This is a genomic window from Bdellovibrio svalbardensis, from assembly GCF_029531655.1.
Taxonomy (GTDB): domain Bacteria; phylum Bdellovibrionota; class Bdellovibrionia; order Bdellovibrionales; family Bdellovibrionaceae; genus Bdellovibrio; species Bdellovibrio svalbardensis.
In genome coordinates, this window is the sequence record NZ_JANRMI010000005.1 from 98,540 (window position 1) to 123,514 (window position 24,975).

General features: G+C 45.1%; 25 protein-coding genes. 8 read left to right on the forward strand and 17 right to left on the reverse strand.

Annotated elements, in window-relative coordinates; all coding sequences use genetic code 11:
* Positions 1-50: 50 nt before the first annotated feature.
* The gene (locus tag NWE73_RS16140) at positions 51-953 is read right to left on the reverse strand and encodes a LysR family transcriptional regulator (RefSeq protein ID WP_277579390.1); all 903 of its coding nucleotides are present in this window, start codon (positions 951-953) and stop codon (positions 51-53) included.
* A 125-nt stretch (positions 954-1,078) separates the two neighbouring features.
* On the opposite strand from NWE73_RS16140, the gene NWE73_RS16145 reads away from it, so the two are divergent.
* Positions 1,079-1,795, forward strand: a complete 717-nt coding sequence (locus NWE73_RS16145; protein ID WP_277579391.1) for a hypothetical protein — start codon at positions 1,079-1,081, stop codon at positions 1,793-1,795.
* A gap of 155 nt (positions 1,796-1,950) precedes the next feature.
* Here the strand turns inward: NWE73_RS16145 and NWE73_RS16150 are convergent, their stop codons facing one another.
* The 3 genes from NWE73_RS16150 to NWE73_RS16160 all read right to left on the reverse strand — a co-directional run bounded on the left by NWE73_RS16150 (position 1,951) and on the right by NWE73_RS16160 (position 5,507).
* Positions 1,951-3,378, reverse strand: coding sequence for a M16 family metallopeptidase (locus tag NWE73_RS16150; protein ID WP_277579392.1), 1,428 nt, complete (start codon positions 3,376-3,378; stop codon positions 1,951-1,953).
* A gap of 3 nt (positions 3,379-3,381) precedes the next feature.
* A complete protein-coding gene (locus NWE73_RS16155) occupies positions 3,382-4,821 on the reverse strand; it encodes a M16 family metallopeptidase (protein WP_277579393.1) in 1,440 nt (479 codons plus the stop codon).
* Positions 4,822-5,000: 179 nt separating this feature from the next.
* On the reverse strand, positions 5,001-5,507 hold the full coding sequence (locus tag NWE73_RS16160) for a flagellar basal body-associated FliL family protein (RefSeq protein ID WP_277579394.1): 507 nt from the start codon (positions 5,505-5,507) through the stop codon (positions 5,001-5,003).
* 158 nt (positions 5,508-5,665) lie between these two features.
* On the opposite strand from NWE73_RS16160, the gene NWE73_RS16165 reads away from it, so the two are divergent.
* Positions 5,666-6,673, forward strand: coding sequence for a L,D-transpeptidase family protein (locus NWE73_RS16165; RefSeq protein WP_277579395.1), 1,008 nt, complete (start codon positions 5,666-5,668; stop codon positions 6,671-6,673).
* Between the two features lie 3 nt (positions 6,674-6,676).
* Here the strand turns inward: NWE73_RS16165 and NWE73_RS16170 are convergent, their stop codons facing one another.
* On the reverse strand, positions 6,677-7,237 hold the full coding sequence (locus tag NWE73_RS16170; protein WP_277579396.1) for a DNA-3-methyladenine glycosylase I: 561 nt from the start codon (positions 7,235-7,237) through the stop codon (positions 6,677-6,679).
* A gap of 112 nt (positions 7,238-7,349) precedes the next feature.
* On the opposite strand from NWE73_RS16170, the gene NWE73_RS16175 reads away from it, so the two are divergent.
* Complete coding sequence (locus tag NWE73_RS16175) at positions 7,350-7,601, forward strand: hypothetical protein (protein ID WP_277579397.1); 252 nt, start codon at positions 7,350-7,352, stop codon at positions 7,599-7,601.
* Between the two features lie 93 nt (positions 7,602-7,694).
* Here the strand turns inward: NWE73_RS16175 and NWE73_RS16180 are convergent, their stop codons facing one another.
* The 6 genes from NWE73_RS16180 to NWE73_RS16205 form a co-directional block, all read right to left on the reverse strand.
* On the reverse strand, positions 7,695-7,880 hold the full coding sequence (locus NWE73_RS16180) for a hypothetical protein (RefSeq protein WP_277579398.1): 186 nt from the start codon (positions 7,878-7,880) through the stop codon (positions 7,695-7,697).
* Between the two features lie 181 nt (positions 7,881-8,061).
* Entirely contained in the window at positions 8,062-8,811 is a 750-nt protein-coding gene (locus tag NWE73_RS16185) for a rhomboid family intramembrane serine protease (protein ID WP_277579399.1), read from the reverse strand.
* A complete protein-coding gene (locus NWE73_RS16190) occupies positions 8,808-9,416 on the reverse strand; it encodes an HIT family protein (RefSeq protein WP_277579400.1) in 609 nt (202 codons plus the stop codon). Before NWE73_RS16190 ends, NWE73_RS16185 begins: the two co-directional genes overlap by 4 nt.
* A 2-nt stretch (positions 9,417-9,418) precedes the next feature.
* Positions 9,419-9,829 (reverse strand): hypothetical protein, encoded by a 411-nt coding sequence (locus NWE73_RS16195; protein WP_277579401.1) that lies wholly within the window; start codon positions 9,827-9,829, stop codon positions 9,419-9,421.
* Positions 9,830-9,831: 2 nt separating this feature from the next.
* The gene (gene sppA / locus NWE73_RS16200) at positions 9,832-10,803 is read right to left on the reverse strand and encodes a signal peptide peptidase SppA (RefSeq protein ID WP_277579402.1); all 972 of its coding nucleotides are present in this window, start codon (positions 10,801-10,803) and stop codon (positions 9,832-9,834) included.
* Between the two features lie 168 nt (positions 10,804-10,971).
* Positions 10,972-12,771: a 30S ribosomal protein S1 gene (locus tag NWE73_RS16205; protein WP_277579403.1), complete on the reverse strand. Its 1,800-nt coding sequence runs from the start codon at positions 12,769-12,771 to the stop codon at positions 10,972-10,974.
* A gap of 250 nt (positions 12,772-13,021) precedes the next feature.
* On the opposite strand from NWE73_RS16205, the gene NWE73_RS16210 reads away from it, so the two are divergent.
* Entirely contained in the window at positions 13,022-14,329 is a 1,308-nt protein-coding gene (locus NWE73_RS16210; RefSeq protein ID WP_277579404.1) for a hypothetical protein, read from the forward strand.
* 22 nt (positions 14,330-14,351) lie between these two features.
* Here NWE73_RS16210 and NWE73_RS16215 read toward each other — a convergent pair whose 3' ends face one another.
* The 4 genes from NWE73_RS16215 to hisC form a co-directional block, all read right to left on the reverse strand.
* The gene (locus tag NWE73_RS16215; protein WP_277579405.1) at positions 14,352-15,443 is read right to left on the reverse strand and encodes a hypothetical protein; all 1,092 of its coding nucleotides are present in this window, start codon (positions 15,441-15,443) and stop codon (positions 14,352-14,354) included.
* A 193-nt stretch (positions 15,444-15,636) separates the two neighbouring features.
* Complete coding sequence (locus NWE73_RS16220; protein ID WP_277579406.1) at positions 15,637-16,038, reverse strand: hypothetical protein; 402 nt, start codon at positions 16,036-16,038, stop codon at positions 15,637-15,639.
* A 171-nt stretch (positions 16,039-16,209) separates the two neighbouring features.
* Complete coding sequence (gene cmk, locus NWE73_RS16225; protein ID WP_277579407.1) at positions 16,210-16,866, reverse strand: (d)CMP kinase; 657 nt, start codon at positions 16,864-16,866, stop codon at positions 16,210-16,212.
* A gap of 74 nt (positions 16,867-16,940) precedes the next feature.
* A complete protein-coding gene (gene hisC, locus NWE73_RS16230; protein WP_277579408.1) occupies positions 16,941-18,068 on the reverse strand; it encodes a histidinol-phosphate transaminase in 1,128 nt (375 codons plus the stop codon).
* A gap of 132 nt (positions 18,069-18,200) precedes the next feature.
* On the opposite strand from hisC, the gene NWE73_RS16235 reads away from it, so the two are divergent.
* The 4 genes from NWE73_RS16235 (at position 18,201) to msrA (ending at position 22,352) form a co-directional block, all read left to right on the forward strand.
* Positions 18,201-19,562, forward strand: coding sequence for a hydantoinase/oxoprolinase N-terminal domain-containing protein (locus NWE73_RS16235; RefSeq protein ID WP_277579409.1), 1,362 nt, complete (start codon positions 18,201-18,203; stop codon positions 19,560-19,562).
* Between the two features lie 2 nt (positions 19,563-19,564).
* On the forward strand, positions 19,565-20,980 hold the full coding sequence (locus NWE73_RS16240) for a hydantoinase B/oxoprolinase family protein (RefSeq protein WP_277579410.1): 1,416 nt from the start codon (positions 19,565-19,567) through the stop codon (positions 20,978-20,980).
* Positions 20,981-21,120: 140 nt separating this feature from the next.
* Complete coding sequence (locus NWE73_RS16245; RefSeq protein WP_277579411.1) at positions 21,121-21,687, forward strand: lipid-binding SYLF domain-containing protein; 567 nt, start codon at positions 21,121-21,123, stop codon at positions 21,685-21,687.
* Between the two features lie 44 nt (positions 21,688-21,731).
* Positions 21,732-22,352 carry a peptide-methionine (S)-S-oxide reductase MsrA gene (gene msrA, locus NWE73_RS16250; protein WP_277579412.1) on the forward strand — a complete coding sequence of 207 codons (621 nt, stop codon included), beginning with the start codon at positions 21,732-21,734 and terminating at the stop codon, positions 22,350-22,352.
* Positions 22,353-22,417: 65 nt separating this feature from the next.
* Here the strand turns inward: msrA and NWE73_RS16255 are convergent, their stop codons facing one another.
* Together NWE73_RS16255 and NWE73_RS16260 are read right to left on the reverse strand one after the other, a co-directional pair.
* Positions 22,418-23,515 carry a hypothetical protein gene (locus tag NWE73_RS16255; RefSeq protein WP_277579413.1) on the reverse strand — a complete coding sequence of 366 codons (1,098 nt, stop codon included), beginning with the start codon at positions 23,513-23,515 and terminating at the stop codon, positions 22,418-22,420.
* A 273-nt stretch (positions 23,516-23,788) separates the two neighbouring features.
* Positions 23,789-24,730, reverse strand: a complete 942-nt coding sequence (locus NWE73_RS16260) for a hypothetical protein (RefSeq protein WP_277579414.1) — start codon at positions 24,728-24,730, stop codon at positions 23,789-23,791.
* Positions 24,731-24,975: the final 245 nt, after the last annotated feature.

Below are 24,975 nucleotides of genomic sequence, written 5' to 3' on the forward strand. Positions count from 1 at the left end.
GAATGTAGTTACTTAGTTCACATTCAAATAAGACAAAAGCCCAGCGGAAGCTAAGCCTTTTCCTGTTGGAACAACGTTTGATAGAAAACCTCGGCCAAGGCCTTGGTGTCTGAATTCTTTTTATAATAAAACATCAAGTCCAACTCATAGTGCAAGTCCTTCACATAGACTCGATTCACACGCCCTGATCGCACCTGCTTTTTAATCGCATGCGCAGGCAGGAAACCCCAACCCAAACCGGATTCAATGACACGCTTCAATGTTCCCACATTCGAAGATTCAAAGATCACCTGGGAGTTCGTTGCATTTTGCAGCTTCTCTGAAAGAAGCTGATTAAAGTGAGGAAATTCTTCAGTGAAATTCACCAATGGGAAAGCACCCAAATCCTTTGATTGAATCTGGTTTGGCATCTTCTCGTCTTTATTAGAGCCCACCAGCCACATCTCTTCTTTTAAGAGAAACTTCTGCTCGCAGTTTTCAAGGTCCGCATTAAACTCTGTTTTCACTTCCGGCAGGATGATGATGTCGTAGACGGACTTCTTGAAAGCCTTGATCAGTTCTTCACCGCGATCATACTCAATCTTCAGCATCAAATCCGGGTTGTGTCTCATCAAGCGCCCAACGATAGGGCTCATCAACTGCAATCCGATTGAGTTCAAAGTTCCAATGCGAAGTTGTCCCTTCATCTGATTGCCGATGGATTTAATCGCAATCTCAGCTTGTTGGGTCAGATGAATGATCTTTTTGGCGTATTCATACAAAACTTCCCCTTGCGGAGTGGCCTTGATTGAACGAACCCCACGAACCAGCAATTCAACTCCTAGATCTTCCTCTAGATTGCGGATCTGCTGGCTGACCGCCGGCTGAGTGAGATAAAGCTTATCGGCAGCTGCGGTCATACTTCCTTCAGCAATAACGGTCACAAAGGTTGTCAGTTGATAAAGATTCTTCATGTGAGAAATTTCTCCTTTGGTCTTTGATCCGAGGAAGAATTGTTATTATACTTAGAAAGTTATTAAAATTACTTTGGCATCGCCAGAGTAAGGCACGCAACGTTGAATATCCACACGGGGTCCGCATGAAGTATAAATTGTTCGCATCACTCGCGCTTATTCTACTCAGTTTTTCTGCACAAGCAAAAGTCTTTCGTAATGCCTACATCGCCTTCGAGATGCCAGAGACTTGGAAATGCGCCCTTGAACAAACGGAATGGGTTTGCCGAAGCGAGCAATCCAAAGAGTCGAAAGAAGCCATCATCATCCTGACGGCTAAAGAAGTCGGTCCGACGGACACCTTCCCTCTTTATGAATCTCACCTGAACACCCCGATCACGATCAACAGCAAGGGTGTCACTCAAGAGTCTAAAATCGTCTACAAAGCGAAAACTGTGCAAATCAACGACCAAAACTGGATCGATTCCCTGCACATGGGCTCTGAAGTTCCCAACTATTTCACTCGCTATGTAGCAACGATCAAAGACAAAATCGCGATCCTGGTTACCTTCAGCGCGCACAAACAGTTCTACACAAAGTACAGCCAAGACTTCTTCAAAGCCGTCATGAGCTTGCGAGTGATCGCAACAAAAGATCTTCGCAGTCGCCCAGACCTTGGTCCTATTCGCCCTGGATCAGAAACACTGGGGGCTCCGATTGGATCTGCAATGCCAGCGGATATGTACCAAGCTGAAAACACCGAAAAAGGCAGCAACAAAAACCTACTGCTGGCTGGAGCCCTTCTTCTTGCGGCTTTGGGTGGATTCATCTTCCTTAGAGCAAAACGCAAGAAACGCAAATAAACGGCAGCTTCAAATGCTAAAAATGAAAAAAGCCAGGATACAAAATCCTGGCTTTTTTTTCATTTCACTTCGGCACCGGTGTCACTACGCTTCCTTCATAGGTCCTTCATTTTATTTCTTCTAGAAAATCAACGAACCTTTAGCTTGTGCCAATCCTAAGGAACCTTAATCACCTCAGGATTATACTTCTGAAACTGTGGAATGATCGATTCATTACCGTAAATCACCGCTTTGAATTTCTGAGCATCCACATGTCTCTTGAAGGCGTCATTGACCTTCTTAACCGTGAGTTCACTCACGTTCTTGTTATAGGTAGTTAGATAATCAAATGGAATTCCATAAAAATCTAACACCAAAAGGTTGTAAGCCAAGCGGTCTGCCGTCTCAATCGCACGTGGGAATTGACCCACCAATTGATTTCGTCCCGCGCTGACTTCCTTCTCATCCGCTCCATTTGCAAGATAATCACTCACCACCTTCAATGATTCATCAAAGGCCTTCCCCGCAGACTCGTTCTTCGAGAATGTACTGATATCAAAGCTGCCTCTGTCCTTACGGATATCAAAATTAGAGTAGATCGAGTATGTCAGGCCCAAATCGTCTCTTACTTTTTGATTCAAACGACTGGCAAACCCACCGCCCAAAATTTCATTCCCAAGGCGCAAGGCCAAGAAGTCAGGGTCAACACGTTGAATGCCCAACGCACTCATGCGAATCTGCGTCTGCTGCAGACCCTTCTTGACGTACAAGCGTACTTGTAACTTCTCAATCGATGGCGCTGCTGGCACATTCACAACAGGAATAGATCTTTTTGTCCATTTGCCGAAAACATCTGATACTTTCTTTTCGAAGTCGTCACCGAACTGCCCCACCACCGCCAAAGTAGAATTGTTAGGGCGGTAGAATGTCAGATATTGTTTGATGATATCCTGCTTCGTAATGCTCTTAACACCTTCAACAGTCCCATTCACATCTCGGCCGTACGGATGGTCACCAAAAAGAAACTCATCCATTTTTTCATCAGTGAATGACGACGGATTGTCGATCTTCTTTTTAAGGCCGGCAAGAACCTGCGAACGCATGCGTACCAGCTCTCCATCTTTAAAGGCTGGATTTATAGCCACATCAGAAATCAGACTCAACAAATCGTCTGCAGTGGACGTCAAAGAGTCAGAATAGATTGTTGTGACATCGGCTCCCGGACTGATATCCAAGTTCGAGCCCATTTGCCCAAATTCATCAGCAATAGTATTAGCATCTCTACTTTGTGTTCCCTGCTCCAAAAGATAAGCCGTCAAAGCATTCAAACCAGCCTGCGAAGCCGGTTCTTGCACAGAGCCCGTCTTAACCAACAAAGTCATGCTTACACGCGGTAACGTCACATCGCGAATGAAAATGATCTTAAGACCATTCTCAAGATTCACCTCTTTGAAGGGCTGCAGCGTGAATGAGCCATTGGTTTTGCTAACATAGCCATCCGCTGCTTTTTCACTTTTTGGTTTTGATGTCGAACATCCCGTGAAAGCAGAGATTGCGAAAGGAACGACAAGAAGTGTACTCAGTGTTGTGTTGAATTTTCTCATTCTCTACTCTTCCTTCTTAACAGGAGTTTCTGGCTTCACAGCAGCTTCTTGTTTCGGAGCGTTTTTAGGTTCTAATACGATAATGGAACGCTGAGTTTGATTGGTGTACTTTTCAGAAACCTTTTTAATATCATCAGCAGTAACAGCCTCATACTTTTCAAGATCTGTAAAAAGACTTTCATAAGTTCCAGTGACAATTTCATTTACGGCCAAGGCACGGGCTTTTCCGTCCATTGTTTTTAAGCTATCAACAAGTTCTTTGATAATTTGAGTTTTCGCTTTGGCGAGCTCTTTATCGGTGACCTTTTGATTGCGCAGCTTCCAAAGCTCATTATATGAAATATCCAAAGCTTCCTGGATGCCCGTTCCCGGTTTCATATTCACGCCGACGGCAAAGACACCGGACTCTCTCATGGCGTAGTTAAATGAATAGGCGGAGGTGGCGATTTGTTTTTGATAAACCAAACGCTTATAAAGACGGCTGGAAGTTCCGTTTCCTAAAATATTCGCTGCCAAATCCAGCGGATACATATCGGTCTCCCCTTGACGAGGACTTTGGAAAGCGACGACAAATGAACTGTTCTGAACATCCTTTTTCAAAGTGGCATTTTGTTGAACCTCTTGCAAAGGCTCTCTTGGGTAATTTCTTCTTGGTAAAGGACGATAAGCCAATTTGCCGTAATAGCTTTCAATCAAACTTTTAACTTTGGCCGTCTTAAAGTCACCCACCAACACCAGAACTGCATTGTTTGGCACGTAGTAAGTGTTATAGAAAAAACGCAATTTTTCGACATCATAGTTTGCGATGTCTTTCATATAACCGATCACTGGCCAGTGATAAGGGTTGTATTTAAAGACAGTCGACATCATCAGTTCACGCACCAACCCCATCGGATTGTTGTCTACGCGCCAGCGACGTTCTTCCTTCACAACTTCTTTTTCACTCTTGAGATCTTCTGGATTCAAGAGCAAAGAACTCATGCGATCCACTTCCATATCCATCACAAGCTCCAACTTAGAGCTTGGCAGATTTTCAAAGAATCCTGTGTAATCGTTGGTGGTGAAAGCATTGTTAGTGATGCCATTCTCATGGAAGATGCGATCGAAAGACTTACCGTCATATTTCTTCGCACCTTTGAACATCATGTGCTCCAGCATATGAGCGGCCCCTGTCACCCCCGGGGACTCATCGCGAGAACCCACACGATACCAAGTGTGATAGCTCACCATCGGCACCGAGTGATCTTCCAAAAGAATAACCGTCAAACCATTTTCCAAAGTAAATTTTGTCACCGGCAAAGAGATTTTAAGATCCCCCGCCTTTGACCAACCTTGTATGGCGCCAATCACATCTGGCTTTTCTGTTTTAGTGGGATTTGGTTCTACTGCGAATGCAGAGAACGATACACAAAGTCCTACAAGAAGGGTTGAAATACGTCTCATGGTTGCTACTTTCGTTATGGAAAATCCAATAGCCTTTAGTTTGAAACCGAGACCTAACGAAGACAACTAATTGAAGTTTTTTAAGACTTACGACATGTGACGAGAAGATGACTGGACTTAGCGCCAGAGAAGAAACCAGAGCAGCAAGATTGTCACTGCTCAATCCATGATGATCAGAACTATTGAACGACAAAGTCAGAGAAATAAACGTCTTTCACAACACCCTTATGAAGGATGCCATTTACTTCCATCGCGATCTTGTCTTTAAGGAATAACTTGCCTTGAATACTTTCGAGACTGCCGAAGGCTTCTTCATTAAGGATACGAACGATTTTGTCGCGGGCCTTCGCACGGTTTTCAGGTTCCATCACCTCTTCAAAACCGTCTTTGCCCAACATTTGCAGATTGACCTCAAGACGGATCGTTCTTTTAGGCTCGCCGCCCAAATTGACGGTGAATTTATCCATGGTGTAAACAAGAGGGCCCACATCCGCTGCCGACTCCACCGACGCCAGCTCACGCTCCATTTGCTGCTCTGTAATTTTTGGGTTTTCCCAACCCATAGTTGAAGCATAAACCATATAAACTCCAACACCCATAACAGCTAAATTTAAGACCGCAAAAGCGACCTGTAAAATCATGCCTGTGTTCTTTGTCTGTGCCGGAGCTGGAGCCTGTTCTGCCATCTGTACCTCGTGATATTAAGGTATCGGAGCTTCAGCCCTAGGTCTTAACATCTAAGTCTGCTTTTTTTGCTAGGGAATTTGCTCGAAAGTGTCTAAGCTATAGACATATAGGGGCTGAGACTTGACAAAATTCACGAGTCTTCCGACATAATATACATATGAGAATATTCCTCTCGGGATGCGCACTATTACTGTCTGGTTTACCAGTTTTTGCAGGGTCTACGGCAACGCCGTCTGCCCCAGCTGAGCCTGCGGATTTACTTCCGGCACCGCTCCTGCAAATCTCTGAGACTGATGCCTTTTCTAAATTCGTCTTCTTAGTGGATAAAGAGCAAAGAAAGCTCACCGTCTTTGAAAGAAATGGCGAGAAGATTCAAAAGATCCAGGAATTTCCAGCTGACATTGGAAAAAATGGCGGCAACAAAACCAAGCGTGACGATGCCCGAACACCAGAAGGTATCTATTTCCTGGAGAAACGTCTTTCCCAACCGGAAATTCCTTTCAATCTTTATGGCGCATTGGCCTTTACCACCAACTACCCGAACCTTTTTGACCGCCGTCAAAATAAAACCGGCTCAGGCATCTGGCTTCATGCGATCCCTGATTCCGTCGCATTGACTCGCGGCTCTCGCGGCTGTGTGGTGGTGCGCAATGAAGTCATCAAGAAACTGGCTGATTATATTAAGCTACGCGAAACACCGATCTTGATTTTCGATCACGTGAATTATCTTTCTAAAGATGAGCATGAAAAACGTCGTGTCGAATTGAATTCATTTATTGAAGGCTGGCGCCAAGCCTGGGAAGCCCAAGACATCGATAAATATATCAGCTTCTATGATAAGGACTTTAAGGCTCCGGGCTTCAATTTGAAAACCTGGAAGAACCATAAAGCCAGCTTGAAATCAAAATACGAGTTCATCAAAGTGCATCTTTCACAACCCTATATCGTTCAACACAACGATCAGTTGTTAGTAAAGACCTTGCAACGTTATGAATCAGACCAGCATGTCGACTATGGCGTTAAAACCATTTACGCCGTCAAGTCGGGCGATACCTACAAAATCATTCGCGAAGAGTGGAGCCCCTTCAATCAGAAGGAAGTGGCTGCAGCTATCGCACGAGGCGAGAACCTGATGAGCAGTCAGGCGTCTCAGCAAACTCAATAGCTTCTATTTTTTATAGCAAAAGCAAGTCGTCAGGTGGTCATTGACCATTCCGGTGGCTTGCATATGAGCATAAAGAGTTGTCGACCCCAGAAACTTAAATCCCCGCTTCTTCATATCTTTTGCCAAAGCATCGGACACCGGTGAGGTCGCTGGAATTTGTTTCGTTGTTTTTCTCTTACCATTTACGGGCTTGTAGTCGACGAAAGCCCAAATGTAATTTGAGAAGCTACCGAACTCTTTTTGGACTTCTAAAAATCTTTGGGCATTGTTAATTGCTGCACGAATTTTCAATTCATTGCGAACGATGCCTTCATTTTTGAGAAGGCTTTGGACCTTTTTCTCGGTAAATTTCGCGACCTTTGCAGGATCGAAGCTGGCAAAAGCCTTGCGATAGTTTTCTCTTTTTCTCAAGATTGTAATCCAACTAAGACCGGCTTGCGCGGACTCAAGTACTAAGAACTCAAAAATAGTTTGATCGTCCCGAACCGGGCGTCCCCACTCTTTGTCGTGATAATCCAAATAAAGCGGATCTGAGCCGGGCCAAGTGCATCTTGTTTTATTCATCTGCCCAAACTAGCAGATCTTAGAGCCCTGTTCCAGCTTTGAACAATGTTGAATGTGCAACTTGACAGCAAATAGAATCGGCATAAGTTTAAATTAAGGAGGTTGAAGTCTTATGAGCTTTAAGGATCTTTACAACCACATCCTACTTGGAGCTGGAGTCACGGCCCTGGTCACTGTGATCTCAGGGGCGGCAGCACATATCGTTCCCCTATCTAAAAGTTCGATCGCCGAAGTTCTTCGCCCACCCAATGCCCTCACTCAGAACCTAAAAATTGCTCCGCAGTGTAAAGTCATTACTAAGCTTTATGAAATTCCTCGCTGTCAGGACATGAGCCAAGCTGAATCCAAAAATCGTTTGCACTAATCTTTGCGTTTTCCAGAAGCCTTAAAAAAGGCATAAAAAAAGCCCACAACTTTTCAGCTGTGGGCTTTATAATTTAAAAATCTAAATCAGCAACTAGTGTGAATCGTCAGCTGAAGTGTTTTTTCCATCCATAGTGAACGTCTCAACGTTGCTAGCTAGGTCAGGAAGTTGCTCCAAGTGTTTTTTCAACTCGTCAGTCTTCAAATCACCTACGTTGAGGTTTCTTTCAGTCAATCTAATATCCCATTTGAGATTTTTGTTTGCATCAGCCAAAGACATCGCAGGTTCCTTTCGGTTTGAACGGCTTTCTTTATAGCCCATCTTGGAAGCCAAGTCCAGAAGGTACCCGCTTCCTTTTTACTCAAAAAAAGCTTTTTTTAATTAACTGAAGTACCAAATAGCCCCTAAGGGAAGCTGGTACCTTTGATGCTACTCCAGCGGAGCTGGAGTATAAGCCAGCCTAGTTCCAGTATTTTGGGGGTTTATCGCTCTTCTTTTCGTTATCGACCACTAAACGCAGGTTACGACCCTTGTTTTTGGCCTTTTTCTTGAAATCCTGGCGGGTAAACCAAGCCTTAAACTGAAGACAAATGAAGCCAGATACGATACCGCCCAAATGGGCCAAGTACGCCACTTCTCCACCGCTCACCCCAGAGGTCATCATAGAAGCCAACTGGACTAAGCCCATAAGACCCACAAAGTATTTAGTCTTCATAGGGAAGAGCATAAAGAAGTAAACAATGCGCTCTCCGAAGATGATCCCTTGAGCCAACAGCAATCCAAAGACTGCGCCCGAAGCCCCGATCACCGGAACGATCAACCCTGTTTGCGACCCTGTCGCCAAGGCATAGCCCCAAACGCACAAGCAATACAAGATCGCCGCGCCCACTCCGCAAGAGAAATAGTAAATCAGGAAGAAACGTGTTCCCCATCTTTGCTCAAGCTCTGCCCCGAAGAACCATAACATCAGCATATTAAATAAAATATGGGTCACCGACATGGAGTGCAGGAACATGTATGAGACAAGCTGCCAAATCTGGAAATCGAAAAGAACTTTTCCCGGATAAAGAGCAAAGATGGAAGTGAACGGCACATGCATGAAACCTTCCATCAAAACTTGCAGAAGGAACCACACGGCCACATTGATGATGATCAACCACTTCACAGCTTTTGTGAGAGGGGCTGTTTGAAAACTGACGCTTCTATTCATATCTTCCTAAAATAACCCAAAAGTTTATCGTAGGTCTGCTCAAGACTTTCAACCAAGACCTTGGTCTCAGCAATAAGCGGGAAGAAATTCAGATCTCCAGCCCATCTTGGAATCACATGGTAGTGCAAATGATCTGGAATACCCGCACCTGCCACTGCCCCGTGATTTAGACCCACGTTGATGCCACCAGGTTCATAGATTTCCATCAAGGCCTTCATCACTAAACGCACAGTATTTTGTATATCCGCATACTCTTCATCATGAAGCTGCAAAACGTCCCCACAATGGCGCACCGGCAATACCAATACATGGCCACTGTTGTATGGAAATTTATTAAGAACAACCATGGAGTATTTCGTTTTATAAACACACAAAGTTTCAAAAGCGATTCCACCTTTAGAGGCATTGCAGAAAACGCAACCCTCAGGCTTGATCAGCTTTCTGACGTACTTCATACGATCAGGACGAATGAGAACATCCCGCTCCAAGGGCCAAATCTCGCTATCCACTCGGAACTCGGCACGTTTTGGCGCAACAGTCTTTTTAGTTACGGTTTTGCTCTTCTTTACTGATTTCGTTTTCTTCGTCTGCTTCTTCAAAGCCATTCTTACTCCGTGCTGTCAGTGAAAAAACTAGGACGACCGACAAGTCTGTTTTCGACATAGAATACTACGTGGCAGTTTTTGCGAAACTCAACACCCACATCTTCGCCCTTGCCACCAGTTGGGTTGATTAAGAAAAGATCCACGGTCGCCTTCGGATCGGGGCAGTTGTCGACTGTCAATTCAAAGAAGGTCACCGGAACATAACCGCCCCCCCCCATCACTTCGACGAACGAGAACTTCGTTCCTTGTGGCAACTGAATATGCTCATTCATTGGCAAATCAATAGTCAGATAATAGAAACCCTTATAAACCACGTCTGTCCAGGGAACCGGATTTCTTGGATCCACCTCATGCACTGTTTGCGCATGAGATGGTGTCGCCATCATTGAAAGCAGAACAAACAGAAAGTTCATTCTTACTCCCAGTAGCCTGGCATCATGTACAAAGGTTGATTCAAGTACTGCGCGCGCAAAAGATATTTCATCGCAGATTCAACATTCAAACCGGCCGAAGCTTTCCCCTTCAGAAGATCCGCATACTCCGCCATAGAATTCACATCGTCTTCCACGTCTTTGCCACCGAAATCAAAGATGCTCATTTTCTTTTTAGGAATCTCGAACAATTCATAGTTGTCGCCAAGCTTCGCAAGATCCGCCGCCACCTTCACAGCATCATCAAAGAAACCTTCTTGATCCGCAAAACCCAGCTTCACCGCCGAAGCTCCTGTGAAGACGCGACCGTCTGCATACTCTGTCACGATTTCTTCTTTAAGTTTGCGCTCTTTCATCACAGTTCCTTTGAACTGTGCATAGACTTCGTTGATCATGTTTTGGAACAAAGCTCTTTCATCTTCACGCATGCCTCTGTATTCCGCTCCAGAATCTTTGAACTTTCCAGACGTGATAGAGTAGCGAGTCACTTTCGCCCAATCATAAAGTTTTTCAAGATTCGCAAACTCCATGATCACACCGATAGATCCCACCAACGCTCCTGGAGCCACGACGATCTTGTCGCAAGCCACAGCAGAGTAGTAAGCACCGCTGGCCATCACACCCGTCGTCACACAGACCACCGGTTTTTTGAGTTCAGTGCGAACGCGCTTGATCTCGTGATAAATTTCTTGAGAAGGCCCAACAGATCCGCCTGGAGAATTGATATTGATAACGATCGCCTTAATGCGGTTGTCGTCTTTGTATTTTTTTAGATTCTTGATGAACTTCTTCCCGTTCAAGATCACACCATTCATCTCAAGATGAAGGATGGTATTTTTCGCAGAAACTTTCTTTTCGGATTCACCGAAGAAGTCTCCACCCATTTTTAGTAGTGCGGCGATACCGACGAATACTAGAAATATAATAAGAATTTTTTTAAAGAAATTGCCCTTCATGCTGCGCTCCCTGTGGGTCGCCCAGAGTTTGGCGTAGGCTGGACATACCCATGTTCTAAAGTAGGCCCTTTTTGAATGACTCCTTCATGGAGCACAAATAAAAAAAGGGACCCGATTAGGGTCCCCTTTTAAGACTTCACAGTCAATTACGCTGGGCGCAATTGGCTATTACTGTTTGTCTGTCTTCATGTTTTTCAACTGGTCAGCGAACAAGTCACCGAAAGTTGATTTTGAAGTTGCAGTCGCTTTTTTAACGTAGTCGTCAACATCCGCTTTTGATTCACGAAGTTTAACAAGTTTCGCTGACAAACCGATCTTACGAGCGTCTTTGTCGATAGAGATAACTTCTGCTTTAACAGATTGACCTGGCTTAATGAAGTCTTCAACTGTGTTGATTTTATCAGTTGTAAGTTCAGAAATGTGGATCAAACCTTCGATATCAGATTCAAGTTCAACGAAAGCACCAAAATCAGCTGTTTTAGTTACTTTAACGTCGTGTTGAGTTCCGATAGCGTATTTGTTTTCGATGTTAGCCCATGGATCAGACTCAAGTTGTTTGATACCAAGAGAGAATCTTTCGTTCTCAATGTCTACACCTAGAACAACCGCACGAACTTTTTGTCCTTTAGTGAACATTTCGTTCGGGTGATTTACACGTTTAGTCCAAGAGAAGTCAGAGATATGAACTAGACCGTCAATACCTTCTTCGATACCGATGAAGATACCGAAATCAGTTACTGATTTCACTTCGCCTTCGATGATTGTACCAGGAGCATAAGACTCCTTCATTTCAATCCAAGGATTTTGTTGAAGCTGTTTCATACCCAAGCTGATGCGACGGTTTTCAGTGTCTACTTCAAGTACAACAACTTCAACTTCGTCACCAACGTTAACTACTTGTGAAGGGTGTTTCACACGTTTAGTCCAAGACATTTCAGAAACGTGGATCAAACCTTCGATACCTTCGCCAAGTTCAACGAATGCACCGTATTCTGCCAATGAAACAACTTTGCCTTTAAGCTTAGTGCCTGCAGGGTAAGAAGCCTTAACAGATTCCCAAGGATCAGAGTGCAACTGTTTCATGCCCAAAGATACGCGTTCTTTTTCTTTGTCATACTTAAGAACTTTAACTTGGATTTCGTCGCCAACATTCAACATTTCTGAAGGATGTTTTACGCGGCCCCAAGACATATCAGTGATGTGCAACAATCCGTCCATGCCACCAAGATCGATGAACGCACCGTAGTCAGTGATATTTTTAACGATACCAGTAACAACTGAACCTTCAGCCATAGTGTCAAGAGTTTGTGAACGCAAACTGTCGCGTTCTTCTTCAAGAAGTGCGCGGCGAGAAAGAACGATGTTGCCACGTTTCTTGTTGAATTTGATAACTTTGAATTTGAATTTTTTGCCGAGGTAAACGTCCATGTTGCGAACTGGGCGTAGATCGATTTGTGATCCAGGCAAGAATGCTTTAACGCCGATATCAACGCTCAAGCCGCCTTTAACTTTAGCAACAACAGTACCTTCGATAACTTCTTCGTTCTCAGCTGCTTTAGAGATATCAGTCCATGCGCGAAGCATGTCAGCTTTATCTTTAGAAAGAACGATCATTCCGTTTTCGTTTTCGATACGGTCGATAAGAACTTCTACTTTATCTCCAGCTTTTACATCACGAACACCGTCAATAACGCGGAATTCATTGATTGCGATCAAACCTTCAGATTTGTAGTTGATGTCTACAAGTACGTAGTCAGATTGAACTTCAACTACTGAACCAGTAACAACGTCGCCGACTTTGAAATCTTGCTCTTTCATGGACGCTTCGAATAGAGAATCGAATTCGCCTTTTTCAGATTTTGCAGCACCATAGATGCCAGGATTAGCAGCGACTTTAGAATCTTCTGCATCCAAGAAAGCTAGCACTTTCTGTTTTTCAAGCTCAGCCTTGTTCATTTGTTTTGTCATATCGTTTTTTAAAAACCTCCACGTAGTAAAACCTCAATTGGGTTCTACCCGTACCTTTCTTCGCGCTATAGGCGAATCAATGGTTTAGCGAGCTAAGGGGGCAGAAGTCAAAGGTTTTACGCAGTCTGTTAGGGGTTTCCCAGAGGGACTTTTATGTATGCCTACAAGTCCTTAATCTTCCCCCTGACAGCAGGGCCTCAGCTCTAACATATTTGATCTGGCGTCGATTTTTCTACAAACTGGAGGACTTATGAGAATCCTGTTAATCGGGCTCTGGCTAAGCTTTTGGGGCACGAACTCTATTGCAGGACCCCAATTTCGCACAGAAATCAGCTCCGCCCTGCAGTTTATCCAATATTATCAGACCACCGGGCACGAGGGATACGACCCCGGGCAATGGGTGGCACGGGTCACCTCCTATGTTCCGGGCCCCATCGGCGTTGGCAAATTCAATGTGCCTTATGATGAGCCCACCGCTTTTGTCGCAGGATCGATCGCCAATGTTTTGGCAGAGATCTATTTTCTTGATTCACGCTACAAAGAAATTCCGCCGATGATCGCCAAAACTGTGGCGGGCTTTCAGAACTATTATTGGGGAAACCTTTTTAATTTCTATCCTTCCGAAATGTTTCGCGGAGTTAAAATCAGACAGCCGCGCTATATGTATCTCGCTCCACAATGGCAGGGCTTTGCGAATATTCCGCCCGACGCTGACACCACTTCCGTTGCACGCACCACTCTTCATTATTTAAATAGCATGGGCCAAGGCACCCGGCCTGATCAGTTCAACACAGAATTGCCCGAGCAAGTTATGAAGGCGCTTTCGGCAACACGAGACTTGGATCGCCACGCGCATATCTATAATAAATTGCAGGGCCAAGTGAATACCGGCGCATTTATGACGTGGCTTTGGGACGAAACCAATCCCGATATGCCTCGAAATTATTTTGCCCGCCCGGATCGTGGCACGCGCATTCCATTTAATAAGAACGATGTCGACTGCGTGGTGAATGCCAATGTGTTGAAGCTTTTGAAGTACGCTGGAAAAACCGAAGGCCCGGGCTACAAAGCCAGTTGTGAACATCTCAATCGTGTCGTGGCAAAAAAGCAGTTTTACTTCTGCGGGATGTATTACCCCAGCTCTTACGCCCTCCCCTATTCTATCGCGAACAATTTAAGTGAAGGAGTGAAATGCCTCGAACCTTCACGACAAAAACTTTTGAACTATGTCATCGCCAAACAAGATCCCGACGGAGCTTGGCGAAACAGTGTCTTCGCCAGACCGGATTATATTCACTCGACGGCCTGGGCCTTGAACGCCCTGCTGATGCTGGGTGATCCGCACAATGAGTTTCATCGCCTGAAAGTGAAGCGCGGTGTGAAGTTTCTGTTATCACAAATGGAGAAGGATTCGCATGGCTATGCCTATTGGCCGGGGCAGGTTTTTTATGCGGCAACTTTTATCGCACGCTATCCCGTGGTGTGGCGGTCGACGTCTTATACGACCGCTCTCAGTGCAAAGGCATTGTTGTTGGCAGAGAGATTTCTGGCGCAATAGAAAGACCTGCGCTGAAGCGAACTTATTTTTTGCTGTTTACAAGATCCTGAAGGTAGGAAGTCGCTTGCGCCCCGACGAAGTTGCGTGTTTGGCGGGTTTCAGGATCCACCTCAACAACGCCCCCCATCCCTTGTGTCTTTCCTTGCGCGACAACATCCAGAATGCTTCCATAAAATTCCGGCTGGTCGCCAGGAATCAAATGACCTGATTTCTTTACTATGAACACCAGGCTCTTTGCGTCCTGGCTGTAGATTTTCAAGAAGGTCGCCACTTGATGTTCAAGAAGACTTTTACTTTCATCACCCGCAAATAAAAAGACTCTGCGAGTGTTGATGGGAAGAAGTTTGACATCCCATTCATAACCTTCCGTTGCGCGGCTCAAGGTTGTGTAACCTTCAATCATCTGACTGCGGCGGTCTGCTGAAAAATCAAATTGCTTCGAGATCGAATCCACTTGGTCCGCCCACTTCTGGCGGTATGCCTGATCCAACAAGGAGCGTGTGATGCCGGGGCCAAAGAAAGGATTCCACAACTCACCCAGTTTTAAACTTTGGCGGTATTGCTCGAGCTGAGGATTTTGTGCGGGTCCGGAAGTCAGTGGAACAGTATCGATCACCAACGGGAAATTCTTAAGATATGGCGATACCGCTCCGCTATAAGATAACGAAACTGGAATCACCTCGCCGGTTTGAAATTGCTCACGCAGATCTTTAGCTAGCGCTTCAACCTCGACAGCCAGGTCCTTCAACGACGGACTTTGATTCATGAAAAATGGAACTTCATTTCCCGCCAATGCATTGACAGAGAACGGCTGCACACTGAAGTTCATCGTGACAACGCCATAGCCTCTTTTCACTAAGGCTTGAGGTCCGGCTTCACTCAGCAGCAGGCTGCGATTCACTCCAGGCAACAGCAGAAAAGTCGCTGCACCTTTTTGCGAAGCCTTAAGATATTCGAAATAGACAATGCGCCCGTTACCCAAACGCAAGTTCATAGTTTGCACAGCATCGACCGCGGCCATTGCGACCGGCATTGCGTGAAGCGAAAAACTGGCTGTCAGTGCCAGAGCAGCAACCATCAAACTTCTTAAGAAAAAATACGAGATTGTTTTCATGGGCGTTTTCATATCTTGGGAGTTTTACAAACCCAAGCGAAATCTATAAGTCATTTAAACTTTTGAAAAAATAAGCCCTAATTAGAGTAGATACTTTATTTTAACTTCGTAGTATAGCAGTCAGGTCTGCTCTACTTATTAGAAGAGCAGTCAGACTGCTCTTCCGTTTTCCGCGAAGAGAATGAAACTGAATCTAGCGAGTGCAAGAATCCAAATAGATCATTTTTGGTTTCAAAGCGCTCTCCAAAGCCTGATAGTCAGTCACTTGGCCTTTGCCAGTGCGATAATCAACTTCGATCATTTTTTTAGAGTAAGTCATACCCAAACGTTTCTTTGCCGCCACGATGATCAAGCCATCATTGTCGTTCTTAATAACATTTTCGGTACCCGCCAAAATCACCAAACCACGAGAGTTTTTATACTGACCATCAACAATGATATCGCCCGCCTCGTTCAACGAGATCGTATAATTCTCACTCACCGACATGCTCGACAGAATAGAGCCGCGGCATGAGATCACAACCTGATCAGAAGCCTGAGCAACACCAGCGACCGATAATACCAAAGCTGAAACAGCCAAAATCTTCTTCATCATAAAATCCTCCAGGATCATAGAAACCATCAACGCAGCCTTCTTTACAAAGTCTGTGCCCGTTACAGGTCTAAATGTGGAGGATCTGAGAGGAAGTGGGCTGCTTAGAATGTAGACAGACCATGAAGAAAAGACCTCTTACCGAGGGATCCCGGTAAGAGCTTATATAAAGAACTAATGCACTTTTGTGCGAACGAACGCTTCGATTTTATCGACAACTTCAGAAAGATTCAGCTCTGTGGAATCCAGTACAAAAGCATTCTCAGGAACAGCCATGGGCGCCACTTTACGAGTAGAATCCTGGTGATCGCGTTGTTTTTGCGCCTTCACCATATCATCTTGATCAAGGCCCAATTCAGTCGCTCTGCGAGCCGCACGATGTTCACTCGAAGCGGTCAAAAAGACTTTCGCATCTGCTTGAGGGAACACAACAGTACCGCAGTCACGGCCTTCAGCCACAAGTCCATCCGGGCCTGCGCTGCAGTTTCTTTGCGCTTCAAGAAGGGCTTTTCTTACTTCTGGATAGTGAGAAATTTTGCTGGCGAAGTTGCCAACATCTTCGTGAGCGATCAAGTCAGTCACGTCTTCTTCTTTGAAGTAAACTTTAGTGCGTTCTGATTCTAAACGAATGCTCCAAACCGGATTGTGAGTCAGTTGTGCAAGTGTTTGCACATCATCAAGATCCACATCCAATTGAAGAGCGGCATAAGCCAAACCACGATAGAAAGCACCAGTGGAAACCCACTTCCAACCCAAACGACGGGCAAGTTCGCGACTTACTGAAGACTTTCCTGAAGCCGCTGGGCCATCAATCGTAATTACCATTCCCATCACTCATTTCCTGTTTCTACTTCGACAGCGTCGAAGTGCAACCAACCTTCGACAGAGTCGAAGTGTAATCAATCCTACTGTTTTTCAAACAGAGGAATTTCTTTGAGCACGTCAGCAAGCGCATTCATCGCCGCTTCGTTCTCATTGTCCAAACCAACACTCACCCGCATATGCGTTTTAAACCCGTAGTTCAAAATAGGTCGCATAATGATCCCGCGACGTAGCAAGGCTTCGTTCACCTTGGCCGCGTCACGAAGGGTGTCAAACATGACAAAATTTCCCTGAGATGGAATGTATGGCAGGCCTAATTCTTCTAATTTCTTGTAGAAGTAATCAAGTCCTTTCCAGCAAATCTGCTGCGATCGCTCAATAAATTCTTTATCTTGCAGAGCCGCATTTGCAGCAACCTGCGCTAAATCGTTGACATTGAATGGTTTGCGCACGCGGTTAAAGACTTCAACGACCTCTGTCGGCGCAATCATCGCACCAATACGGAAACCCGCAAGTCCATAGATCTTAGAGAAAGTGCGCAAAACGATCAGATTTTTGTATTTACCAAGGTAATTTTGCGCAGAAACATAGTCTGTCGCACGTACAAATTCATTATACGCTTCATCGAAAACAACCATCACATCATCGCGGTTTCCAACGCGCTCCAAGAAATCTTCCACTTCCTGTTTGGTCGCATAGGTCCCGGTTGGATTATTCGGATTTGAGATAAAAATAAGACGGATGTTTTGTTCTGGATGTGCGAAGAAATAGTCAGCAATCCCCTTCATATCGAAACGATATCCGGGCTCAAGCGGAACTTTGCGAATAGTTGCTCGGTTTGCAGCAGCGCTTACTTCATAGGCATTAAATGCCGCCACAGAAGTCAAAACGCCTTCTTTCGGCTCACAGAAAATGCGTGTTAACAAATCAATCAGCTCATCGCTCCCGTTGCCAACAGCCAATTGTTGAGTAGGAAAGCCCCATAATTTTGAGATGGTTTGCAGCAATTCATAGTGAGATGGATCTGGGTAAAGATTTTGATGATCCAGAGCGTTTCTCACAGCCTCCAGGGCTTTTGGGCTAGTACCCAAAGGATTTTCATTACTTGCGAGCTTATAAACCGTCTTCAATCCGTACTCGCGTTGAGTTTCAGAGATAGGTTTTCCTGGTTTGTAGGGAACAAGATTAAGAATTTCAGGAGAAATCTTCACGTAACTGTCCTTTACTAAACTGAACCTAAAGATGGCCGCGATAAGGCCTTTTCTTAGATGCATCTTTTTGCTATATCTTTTCGTCTAGCTTTAGCAATATTCCAGAGCGAATTCAATAGAGAGCGTTTAAAAATGCAAAACCGTTTCCTGTTAGGCGTAAGTGTTGGCGAATCCTTCGCAGAGTACTGTCTTTTAGAAGGCACGAAGGTTGTAGCTACCAAAAGAGCCTACCTTTCAAGAGAGAACCTAAAAAACTCTCTTCAGCAGTTTATTTCGGGCCATAGTGACAAAAAAATCTCCAAAGCGGCTATAAGCCTGCGCGTCTCCGCAAAGCTTTTGGACTACAAGCTGAACGGGGCCATTGCCCACATCACCACCGAAGGATTTGAACACTGGCTGGATCTGCACAAGTGCACCAAGACCAGTCTGACGATCTCTGATCTGCAATTCTCACTGCGCGAGCGCATCCAGGCTGACGGTAAAATTTCCACTGCTCTGGCGATGGATGAGCTTGAGGCCATTGCAGCGAAGCTGCTTCTTTTGGAAACAAAAAAAGTCTGCGTGCATTTGCTGCATGCTTCGATCAATCCCACTCATGAGATCGCGGTGAAAAACTTCCTGACCGAAAAAGGCTTCGAAGTTTTTGTTCCTGAAAAAACAGACAACGCTGACGAAGTTTCGCGCTGGAGAAAAAATGCTCTGAATGCGACGGTGGCGAGTCTTTTTTCTGATCTGAAAAAAGAAATTCAAGAAGCTTTGCAAAGTTCGGTGGATGCAGAAAATATCCACTATCTTGCGGCTCACGGGGAATTCGTTCAGGACGTTGAAAAGAACTCTGTCTCTAGCCTTGCCGGCTCTTACTCAGCCCTGGCTCTGGTTCAAAAAAACGCAACTCGCGATATTCTTTACTTGGGGCTTGAGAGCTTCGTTTTGATTTCTGCAAAAAACTGGAAGACCCAATGGATGAGTCCTTGGGGAAATATCGAGAATAAACATATCAGCTTCCGTGAACTTGCGATTCAACCCACGTTACAGATTGGCTTGAATGCCTTCCAGCATTTTGATTTCAATAAAGAGTCGGAAGGATGGGAGCCGGGACCGATGTTCTTGGGACGCGGGCAAAAGGCGACCTTGTTGGATCTTTGGGCCGAAAATCCCAAACTTGCAAAAGTTGACGGTCTTCAAGATCGCGTGACGGCTGCGGGCGTGCAAAGATTTAAAAACTCAATGTTTGCTCTTTCCAAAGCCAGTCGTGGCCAAGAGAAAGAGGTTCCAGGCGTCACCAAGGAATTGCAAAGTCTCGCGATTCAAAAGTTGGCGATGGAATCATTAATGTTCCGCCAAGGTAAAGAAATCCTGGTGACAGGTCCGCTGGCCGATATGTTCTCAAATGGTTTTAAAAAAGATCCAAAGGCGACAATCGCTGCTGATGAATTTGCCCAATCTCACGCGGTGGCTCTGCTTGGCCAGTCCTTGTTGAAAGGTGAAGGTTAAACATGTCTTACAAAGTTGAACTCTTCCACTCTTTACTGAATGACTTTCTTCAGGGTGAATCCGCACTGATCACTATTGAAGGCGAAGTGCTGGCTGTGCGCGGAAAACACCCTGCGACCTATGGTACTCTTTCCACTGCGGCTAACATCGTTGGAAAATATTTAAAACTTCAAGAAGGCGATATCGCGGTCTTGAATGATCCTTACAGCGGCGGCAGCACTTTGGATGAAATGACTTTCATCATGGCTGTTTCTGAAGATCTTCTGTGGATCACTCGTCGCCCGATGACGAAGTCGATCAAAACCGGCAAATCGATCGAAGATGAAGGCTTGCGCATTCCTCCGACTCCCCTTTTACAAAATGGCAAAGTTAACGAAGTCATTCTTTCTGCGATGCAGGCTCATCCGGCGTGTCCTACAGATTTGGGTGGGGCAACCTTTGCAGATTGGATCAAAGCGCATTTTGCAGAGATGATTTTGCACGCGCAAAAACTGCATGACACGATTGAAGCCACTGGATTTGAAATCACGGGCGAGTTGATTGAAGAGTACGTTGAACTTTCCAAAAACCTGGCGCATCAACGAATTTCTGAAAATGCTTCCGGCGAAACTCGCGTTGATATCGTTCTGGATAGCGGTGAGTTACTACGACTCAACCTTGAGATTCATGAAGGTAAGATCAAAATGGACTTCGGTGGCACCTCCGCTGCTAAGACCATTCATCTGACTGAAAGCGCGGCTTTCGGGACTTGCTTCCATACCATCAGTCGCTATTACGGTTTCACTGAGTATGCAAACTCTGGCACCTTCTCGGCCTTGCAAGTGACTAAGCCTGCAGGCTGTTGGTTGATGGCGAAATATCCAGCCTCCACCTTGAAAGGTATGACTTCCGGGGTTGCGGCCTTACAGGCGGCGATTGAGTTGGCATTGACCCATATTCACACTAAAAGAGAAAAAGCGATGTCTTGCTACAGTCCTTTGACCGTGCAATTACAAAATGGCGCTTCTCATATTGTCGTGAATCTTCAGGGGGGCAAAGGTGCTCTTGCCAGCAAAGATGGCGATTCGGCTCAAGTTGAAAATCTCTCTATTGAAATGATCGAAAGAGAACTTCCTCTGCGCGTGATCCGCGCGGACCGCCGTCAATCTTCTGGCGGCAAAGGTAAATACTCTGGTGGCCGTGGTTTGATTTTCAAAGTGGAAGCCCTGGAAGACATCGAAGCCACTTGGCTTTCTGATCTGACATTGCACAGACCTCGCATCACCAAGAATTGCTCGCATGGCGATCCTTGTGAGATTTCTTTGGACTCTCAAGGAACCAACAAGGTCCTTCCAGTCCTGGGAACACAAAAGATTCTTAAAGGCGATATCCTGACACTTTGCTCTGGCAGCGGCGGCGGATTCGGCAAAGCCGAGTAGAGGTGTATTTCCTCAATTTCGCTGCCTTCCTCTTGGCCTCGTCATTAGCTCAAGTCATGTTTTAGATGTATTGCGATGGCTCCCCACTTTTTTTGAGGGAGCCTTAATAAACATCTAACTGCGCAGAGCTAGGATGAACTATGAAAGCCTCCCATTGGTCTACTGGATTCCTATTTGTAACTCTGTTAATTGCAAGCCTTTCAGCTTCGGCAGCTGATAAAGAACAGCAACGGCAAGCGATAAGAAAAATCAGCCAACAAATTCTGTCACAACTCTACAAAGCTCAACCAGCTGCCAAAAAGCATATTCAATCCTCTGCGGGCTACGCGGTCTTTAGTAACTTCGGAATGAAAATATTATTCGCGGGTGGCGGCTCTGGCCAAGGCATGGCCGTGAACCAAGCCACCAAAAAAGAAACCTTTATGAAAATGGTCGAAGTTCAGGCGGGCTTGGGATTTGGTGTAAAAAAATTCCGGCTCGTGTTTGTTTTTGAAAATCAGTCCACCCTCAAGTCCTTCATCTCATCGGGATGGGAGGCCGGAGCACAAACCACGGCCGCTGCGAAGAGTGGCTCCACAGGGGCCGCTTATCAAGGAGCCCTATCGGTGTCCCCTGGTGTCTGGCTTTACCAAATGACAGAACAGGGGTTGGCTGCCGAAGCAACAATTAAGGGGACCAAATACTATAAGAATGATGACTTGAACTGAGGCAGAGCCTTGCTCCTCTTAAACAGAGGGAGTAGATTGAACCCATGAGACACTTCAAAGTTCTGATGACTTTATTTTCTGTGATCCTATTTTCCGGGTTCAGTGTTTTTGCAAAAACATCCAGCCCGCAAAGTGAAAGCAAGAGTGAAGGCAAGAAAGGTGGCCGCGTGAGTATTGAAACTTCTTATTTAGCTGGTGGTTGTTTTTGGGGTATGGAGGATCTTCTTCGCAAAATCCCTGGAGTGACTGATGTGACCGTTGGCTACATGGGTGGCAACGTCAAGAATGCCACATACAACATCGTTAAACTGGGCGCCTCCGGCCATGCTGAGACCGTCAAGATCGACTTCGATCCAGCGAAATTGAAATACGAAGACCTGCTGCTTAACTTCTTTAAGATGCATGATCCAACGACAGAAAATCGCCAAGGCAATGACGTCGGCACTCAGTACCGTAGTGAGATCTTCTATACTTCGGAAGAACAAAAGGCTACGGCTGAAAAAGTCAGAGCTCGCGTCGATAAGTCCGGAGCTTGGGGCAAACCTGTGGTCACTAAAATAGAAAAGGCCGGGGAATTCTGGAAAGCCGAAGATTACCACCAGGATTACTTAGTTAAAAATCCTGGCGGCTACACTTGTCATTACATTCGTCCGTTGACGTTCTAGTTACTCCGACGAAGTCGGAGTGTAGACCAGCCAGCCTACTCCGACTCTGTCGGAGTGTAAGACAGTTAGTTGGCTTTTAATTCTGCAATCAGACCCAAAAGCTTTGTTTGAGAAGCCGCGATATTCGCGGCTTTTTTTGCATCTGATTTAACACTCATCTTCGTCAACAAGCGCTGAACCGTGCTGTCCATCTCTGGCTTCTTGCCCAGTTTGATCAAAAGCTTTTTCGCCTTCACCGCATGCTCCAGAACTTCAGTTTGCAAATACTCAAGTTGAGTTGCATTCAAGCAGTCCATATCGAACTCCCAACCGAATAAAGCCATCTTAGCTTGAGCCGCGATGTTCTTCTCACCCAACTTGGTCACCGAATCGATAAAGATCAAAGGAAAGACATTCATACGTGTTTGCAAAAGCTGAATGGCCTTGTCTTCATGAGCCATGATCTCACGAGCTGCTCCCTTTTGAGCTTGGCCACGGGGTGCCAGCAAAGCCTCCTCGATCAAAGAAAGCAGAGTCATCGTCTTAAGACCTTTATTCATTTGCTCTGCTCTGACTTCTTTACGATTCACCTGATGAAGAGCGATAGCCATCGCATTGAAAGAAGCAGTGCGATTGTCCTGGCCCAAAAGGTCTTTCGGATCTGGCTGTACGGTCGCATTGATACTGTTATCACGAGGAGCCAGCTCTTCAATTTCCAAGAAGAACTCCATCGCCGCCTGCTGGGCTAGCAAATCGCGCTTTTCCGGTTCCATGTCCTGGCCCATGTTATTCCAAATTTGAAATTCAAAAGCCATCATGTACTTATTAGCTTCAGAAATCTTTTTGAAAAGTGTTGGCGCTTTTAAAATCGCATCATAAGAGTCGCGACGCAGCTGCATGGCATTCCCTTGTCTCAAGGTATCATACAACTCGTCAGTCACTTGTTTTAGTTCCTGAGTCTTCTGTTCCAAAGACGTCATCTTGTTTCTCATCTGAGAAGTGGTGTCATTCATTTCAGAAGTGGTCTTATTCATCTGCCCTGTGGTCTCACCCATCTTCACAGTTGAATCATGCATCTCATCCACCTTTTTGAGCTCACCACAACCCACCAGTAAGGCCATTGCAAGCCCCGTCACTGCAGCACTAGAAACTAACAAACCTGAGCTCAAAGCCGACTTCTTCATAGATCCACCCTTCCAAGGTGTTTAGAACTTTGACAGAGGCCCCCGTTGGTCACGAGAAACCCTCTTAAAAGCTTCTTAATTGGAGTTAATACATCGAAGAGCAATTACTCCAATAGCTGTGCCATAAGAAACGCCTTAAGAAGAAACCCGAATGCGAAAGCCACATTGACATTGCATATTAGAAACAAAAAACCCGCTGACATTAAATCAGCGGGTTTCAATGAGAGCTTTTGATAGATTTCAAGTGGCATCAATACAAACCACCGATTACGCCTACATACCCATAAATGTCGACCAATTTCTATTCACACTATCTTCCACTTCTCGGTTACTCCAAGACACCATGGCATCTAGCGAGTAAATTTGAGACATGCATCTTACCAGCTCATAACCGGCAGCATACCCAGCACGAAGAGGAATATCAGATCTTTCTGACGACAATAGAAACCAATCTCGCCATAACTTTGATCCTTCACTCTCACTTAACTTCTTTCTAAAATCCGGCGCAATAATTTGCAAAAAATTGAGTCTTGCTTGTTGTGAAAGCTTTCCTAAAATCAGATCCCCAAACAAGTCATCCAAATCAGCATCAGGATTAATCATGCCTGAAACGTATGTTGCAAGCCCTTCATCCCAAACGTGGTGCAAAAGATTTCTTTCAAGGCCTTGATCCCTACTTCTCTTATTATCGTGGTATACGTGAAATATTTCGTGAGCGTAAAAAACCGAAGCATTCGATTTAAAAAGCATTTTTGGAACTATCGTGGGTTCGACTTTGGTTATTGCAATCATATCGATTCCAAACGCCAAGATTTTTTTTTCGATGTATTCGGCACAAAAACCATTAAATCGATTCAATGAAGGAACTGCATAGATGTTTAGGTGAACTTCATCAAAATCAGGAAATAGCTTAGAGAAAGTACTGACACTAGAAAACACCGTCTCCTCAAAGGCCGCAAATTCAGATTGAATCAGCGACTGATATTTAATAATCATGGGAAGCGCATCACTGAACAGACTTTTGTATTTCTGCTGGATATCTTCATCATTCGAGGTTCTCACAACGAGGGTCTCATAGAAGCCCGGTAGCTTTTTTCCAACAAGATCAAGCCACATTTGCCATGAAGATGAACCTGAGCCAGCATCCACCTTTTGCAGAAACTCATTAAACTCAGAGGAAAGATTTGTGATGGTAATATTAGGCTTAGTCGTCAAATCGCACCTTAAATTTACAGTTTTCAGTCAAACAATAAACATACTTTAACTGCCCAAAAAGGAACTGTCTATCAATGGAATGCTTTCAAATTGAATGTTTTCAAAGAATTCGCTGACATGCTGAACTTGTTAATTTATCCAAGAAGGGACATATCAAAACTTCGTAATCTTTTTTTTACTTGACGTGGTTTTACGTTCTCTAAAATGCCCCATCCAGTGCGAAAACTTTTACCCTGCTCCCGCTG

Coding starts and splice junctions, on each gene's coding strand:
- NWE73_RS16140 (WP_277579390.1), bottom strand. CDS start 953: ATGAAGAATCTTTATCAACTGACAACCTTTGTGACCGTTATTGCTGAA.
- NWE73_RS16145 (WP_277579391.1), top strand. CDS start 1,079: ATGAAGTATAAATTGTTCGCATCACTCGCGCTTATTCTACTCAGTTTT.
- NWE73_RS16150 (WP_277579392.1), bottom strand. CDS start 3,378: ATGAGAAAATTCAACACAACACTGAGTACACTTCTTGTCGTTCCTTTC.
- NWE73_RS16155 (WP_277579393.1), bottom strand. CDS start 4,821: ATGAGACGTATTTCAACCCTTCTTGTAGGACTTTGTGTATCGTTCTCT.
- NWE73_RS16160 (WP_277579394.1), bottom strand. CDS start 5,507: ATGGCAGAACAGGCTCCAGCTCCGGCACAGACAAAGAACACAGGCATG.
- NWE73_RS16165 (WP_277579395.1), top strand. CDS start 5,666: ATGAGAATATTCCTCTCGGGATGCGCACTATTACTGTCTGGTTTACCA.
- NWE73_RS16170 (WP_277579396.1), bottom strand. CDS start 7,237: ATGAATAAAACAAGATGCACTTGGCCCGGCTCAGATCCGCTTTATTTG.
- NWE73_RS16175 (WP_277579397.1), top strand. CDS start 7,350: ATGAGCTTTAAGGATCTTTACAACCACATCCTACTTGGAGCTGGAGTC.
- NWE73_RS16180 (WP_277579398.1), bottom strand. CDS start 7,880: ATGTCTTTGGCTGATGCAAACAAAAATCTCAAATGGGATATTAGATTG.
- NWE73_RS16185 (WP_277579399.1), bottom strand. CDS start 8,811: ATGAATAGAAGCGTCAGTTTTCAAACAGCCCCTCTCACAAAAGCTGTG.
- NWE73_RS16190 (WP_277579400.1), bottom strand. CDS start 9,416: ATGGCTTTGAAGAAGCAGACGAAGAAAACGAAATCAGTAAAGAAGAGC.
- NWE73_RS16195 (WP_277579401.1), bottom strand. CDS start 9,829: ATGAACTTTCTGTTTGTTCTGCTTTCAATGATGGCGACACCATCTCAT.
- sppA (WP_277579402.1), bottom strand. CDS start 10,803: ATGAAGGGCAATTTCTTTAAAAAAATTCTTATTATATTTCTAGTATTC.
- NWE73_RS16205 (WP_277579403.1), bottom strand. CDS start 12,771: ATGACAAAACAAATGAACAAGGCTGAGCTTGAAAAACAGAAAGTGCTA.
- NWE73_RS16210 (WP_277579404.1), top strand. CDS start 13,022: ATGAGAATCCTGTTAATCGGGCTCTGGCTAAGCTTTTGGGGCACGAAC.
- NWE73_RS16215 (WP_277579405.1), bottom strand. CDS start 15,443: ATGAAAACAATCTCGTATTTTTTCTTAAGAAGTTTGATGGTTGCTGCT.
- NWE73_RS16220 (WP_277579406.1), bottom strand. CDS start 16,038: ATGATGAAGAAGATTTTGGCTGTTTCAGCTTTGGTATTATCGGTCGCT.
- cmk (WP_277579407.1), bottom strand. CDS start 16,866: ATGGGAATGGTAATTACGATTGATGGCCCAGCGGCTTCAGGAAAGTCT.
- NWE73_RS16235 (WP_277579409.1), top strand. CDS start 18,201: ATGCAAAACCGTTTCCTGTTAGGCGTAAGTGTTGGCGAATCCTTCGCA.
- NWE73_RS16240 (WP_277579410.1), top strand. CDS start 19,565: ATGTCTTACAAAGTTGAACTCTTCCACTCTTTACTGAATGACTTTCTT.
- NWE73_RS16245 (WP_277579411.1), top strand. CDS start 21,121: ATGAAAGCCTCCCATTGGTCTACTGGATTCCTATTTGTAACTCTGTTA.
- msrA (WP_277579412.1), top strand. CDS start 21,732: ATGAGACACTTCAAAGTTCTGATGACTTTATTTTCTGTGATCCTATTT.
- NWE73_RS16255 (WP_277579413.1), bottom strand. CDS start 23,515: ATGAAGAAGTCGGCTTTGAGCTCAGGTTTGTTAGTTTCTAGTGCTGCA.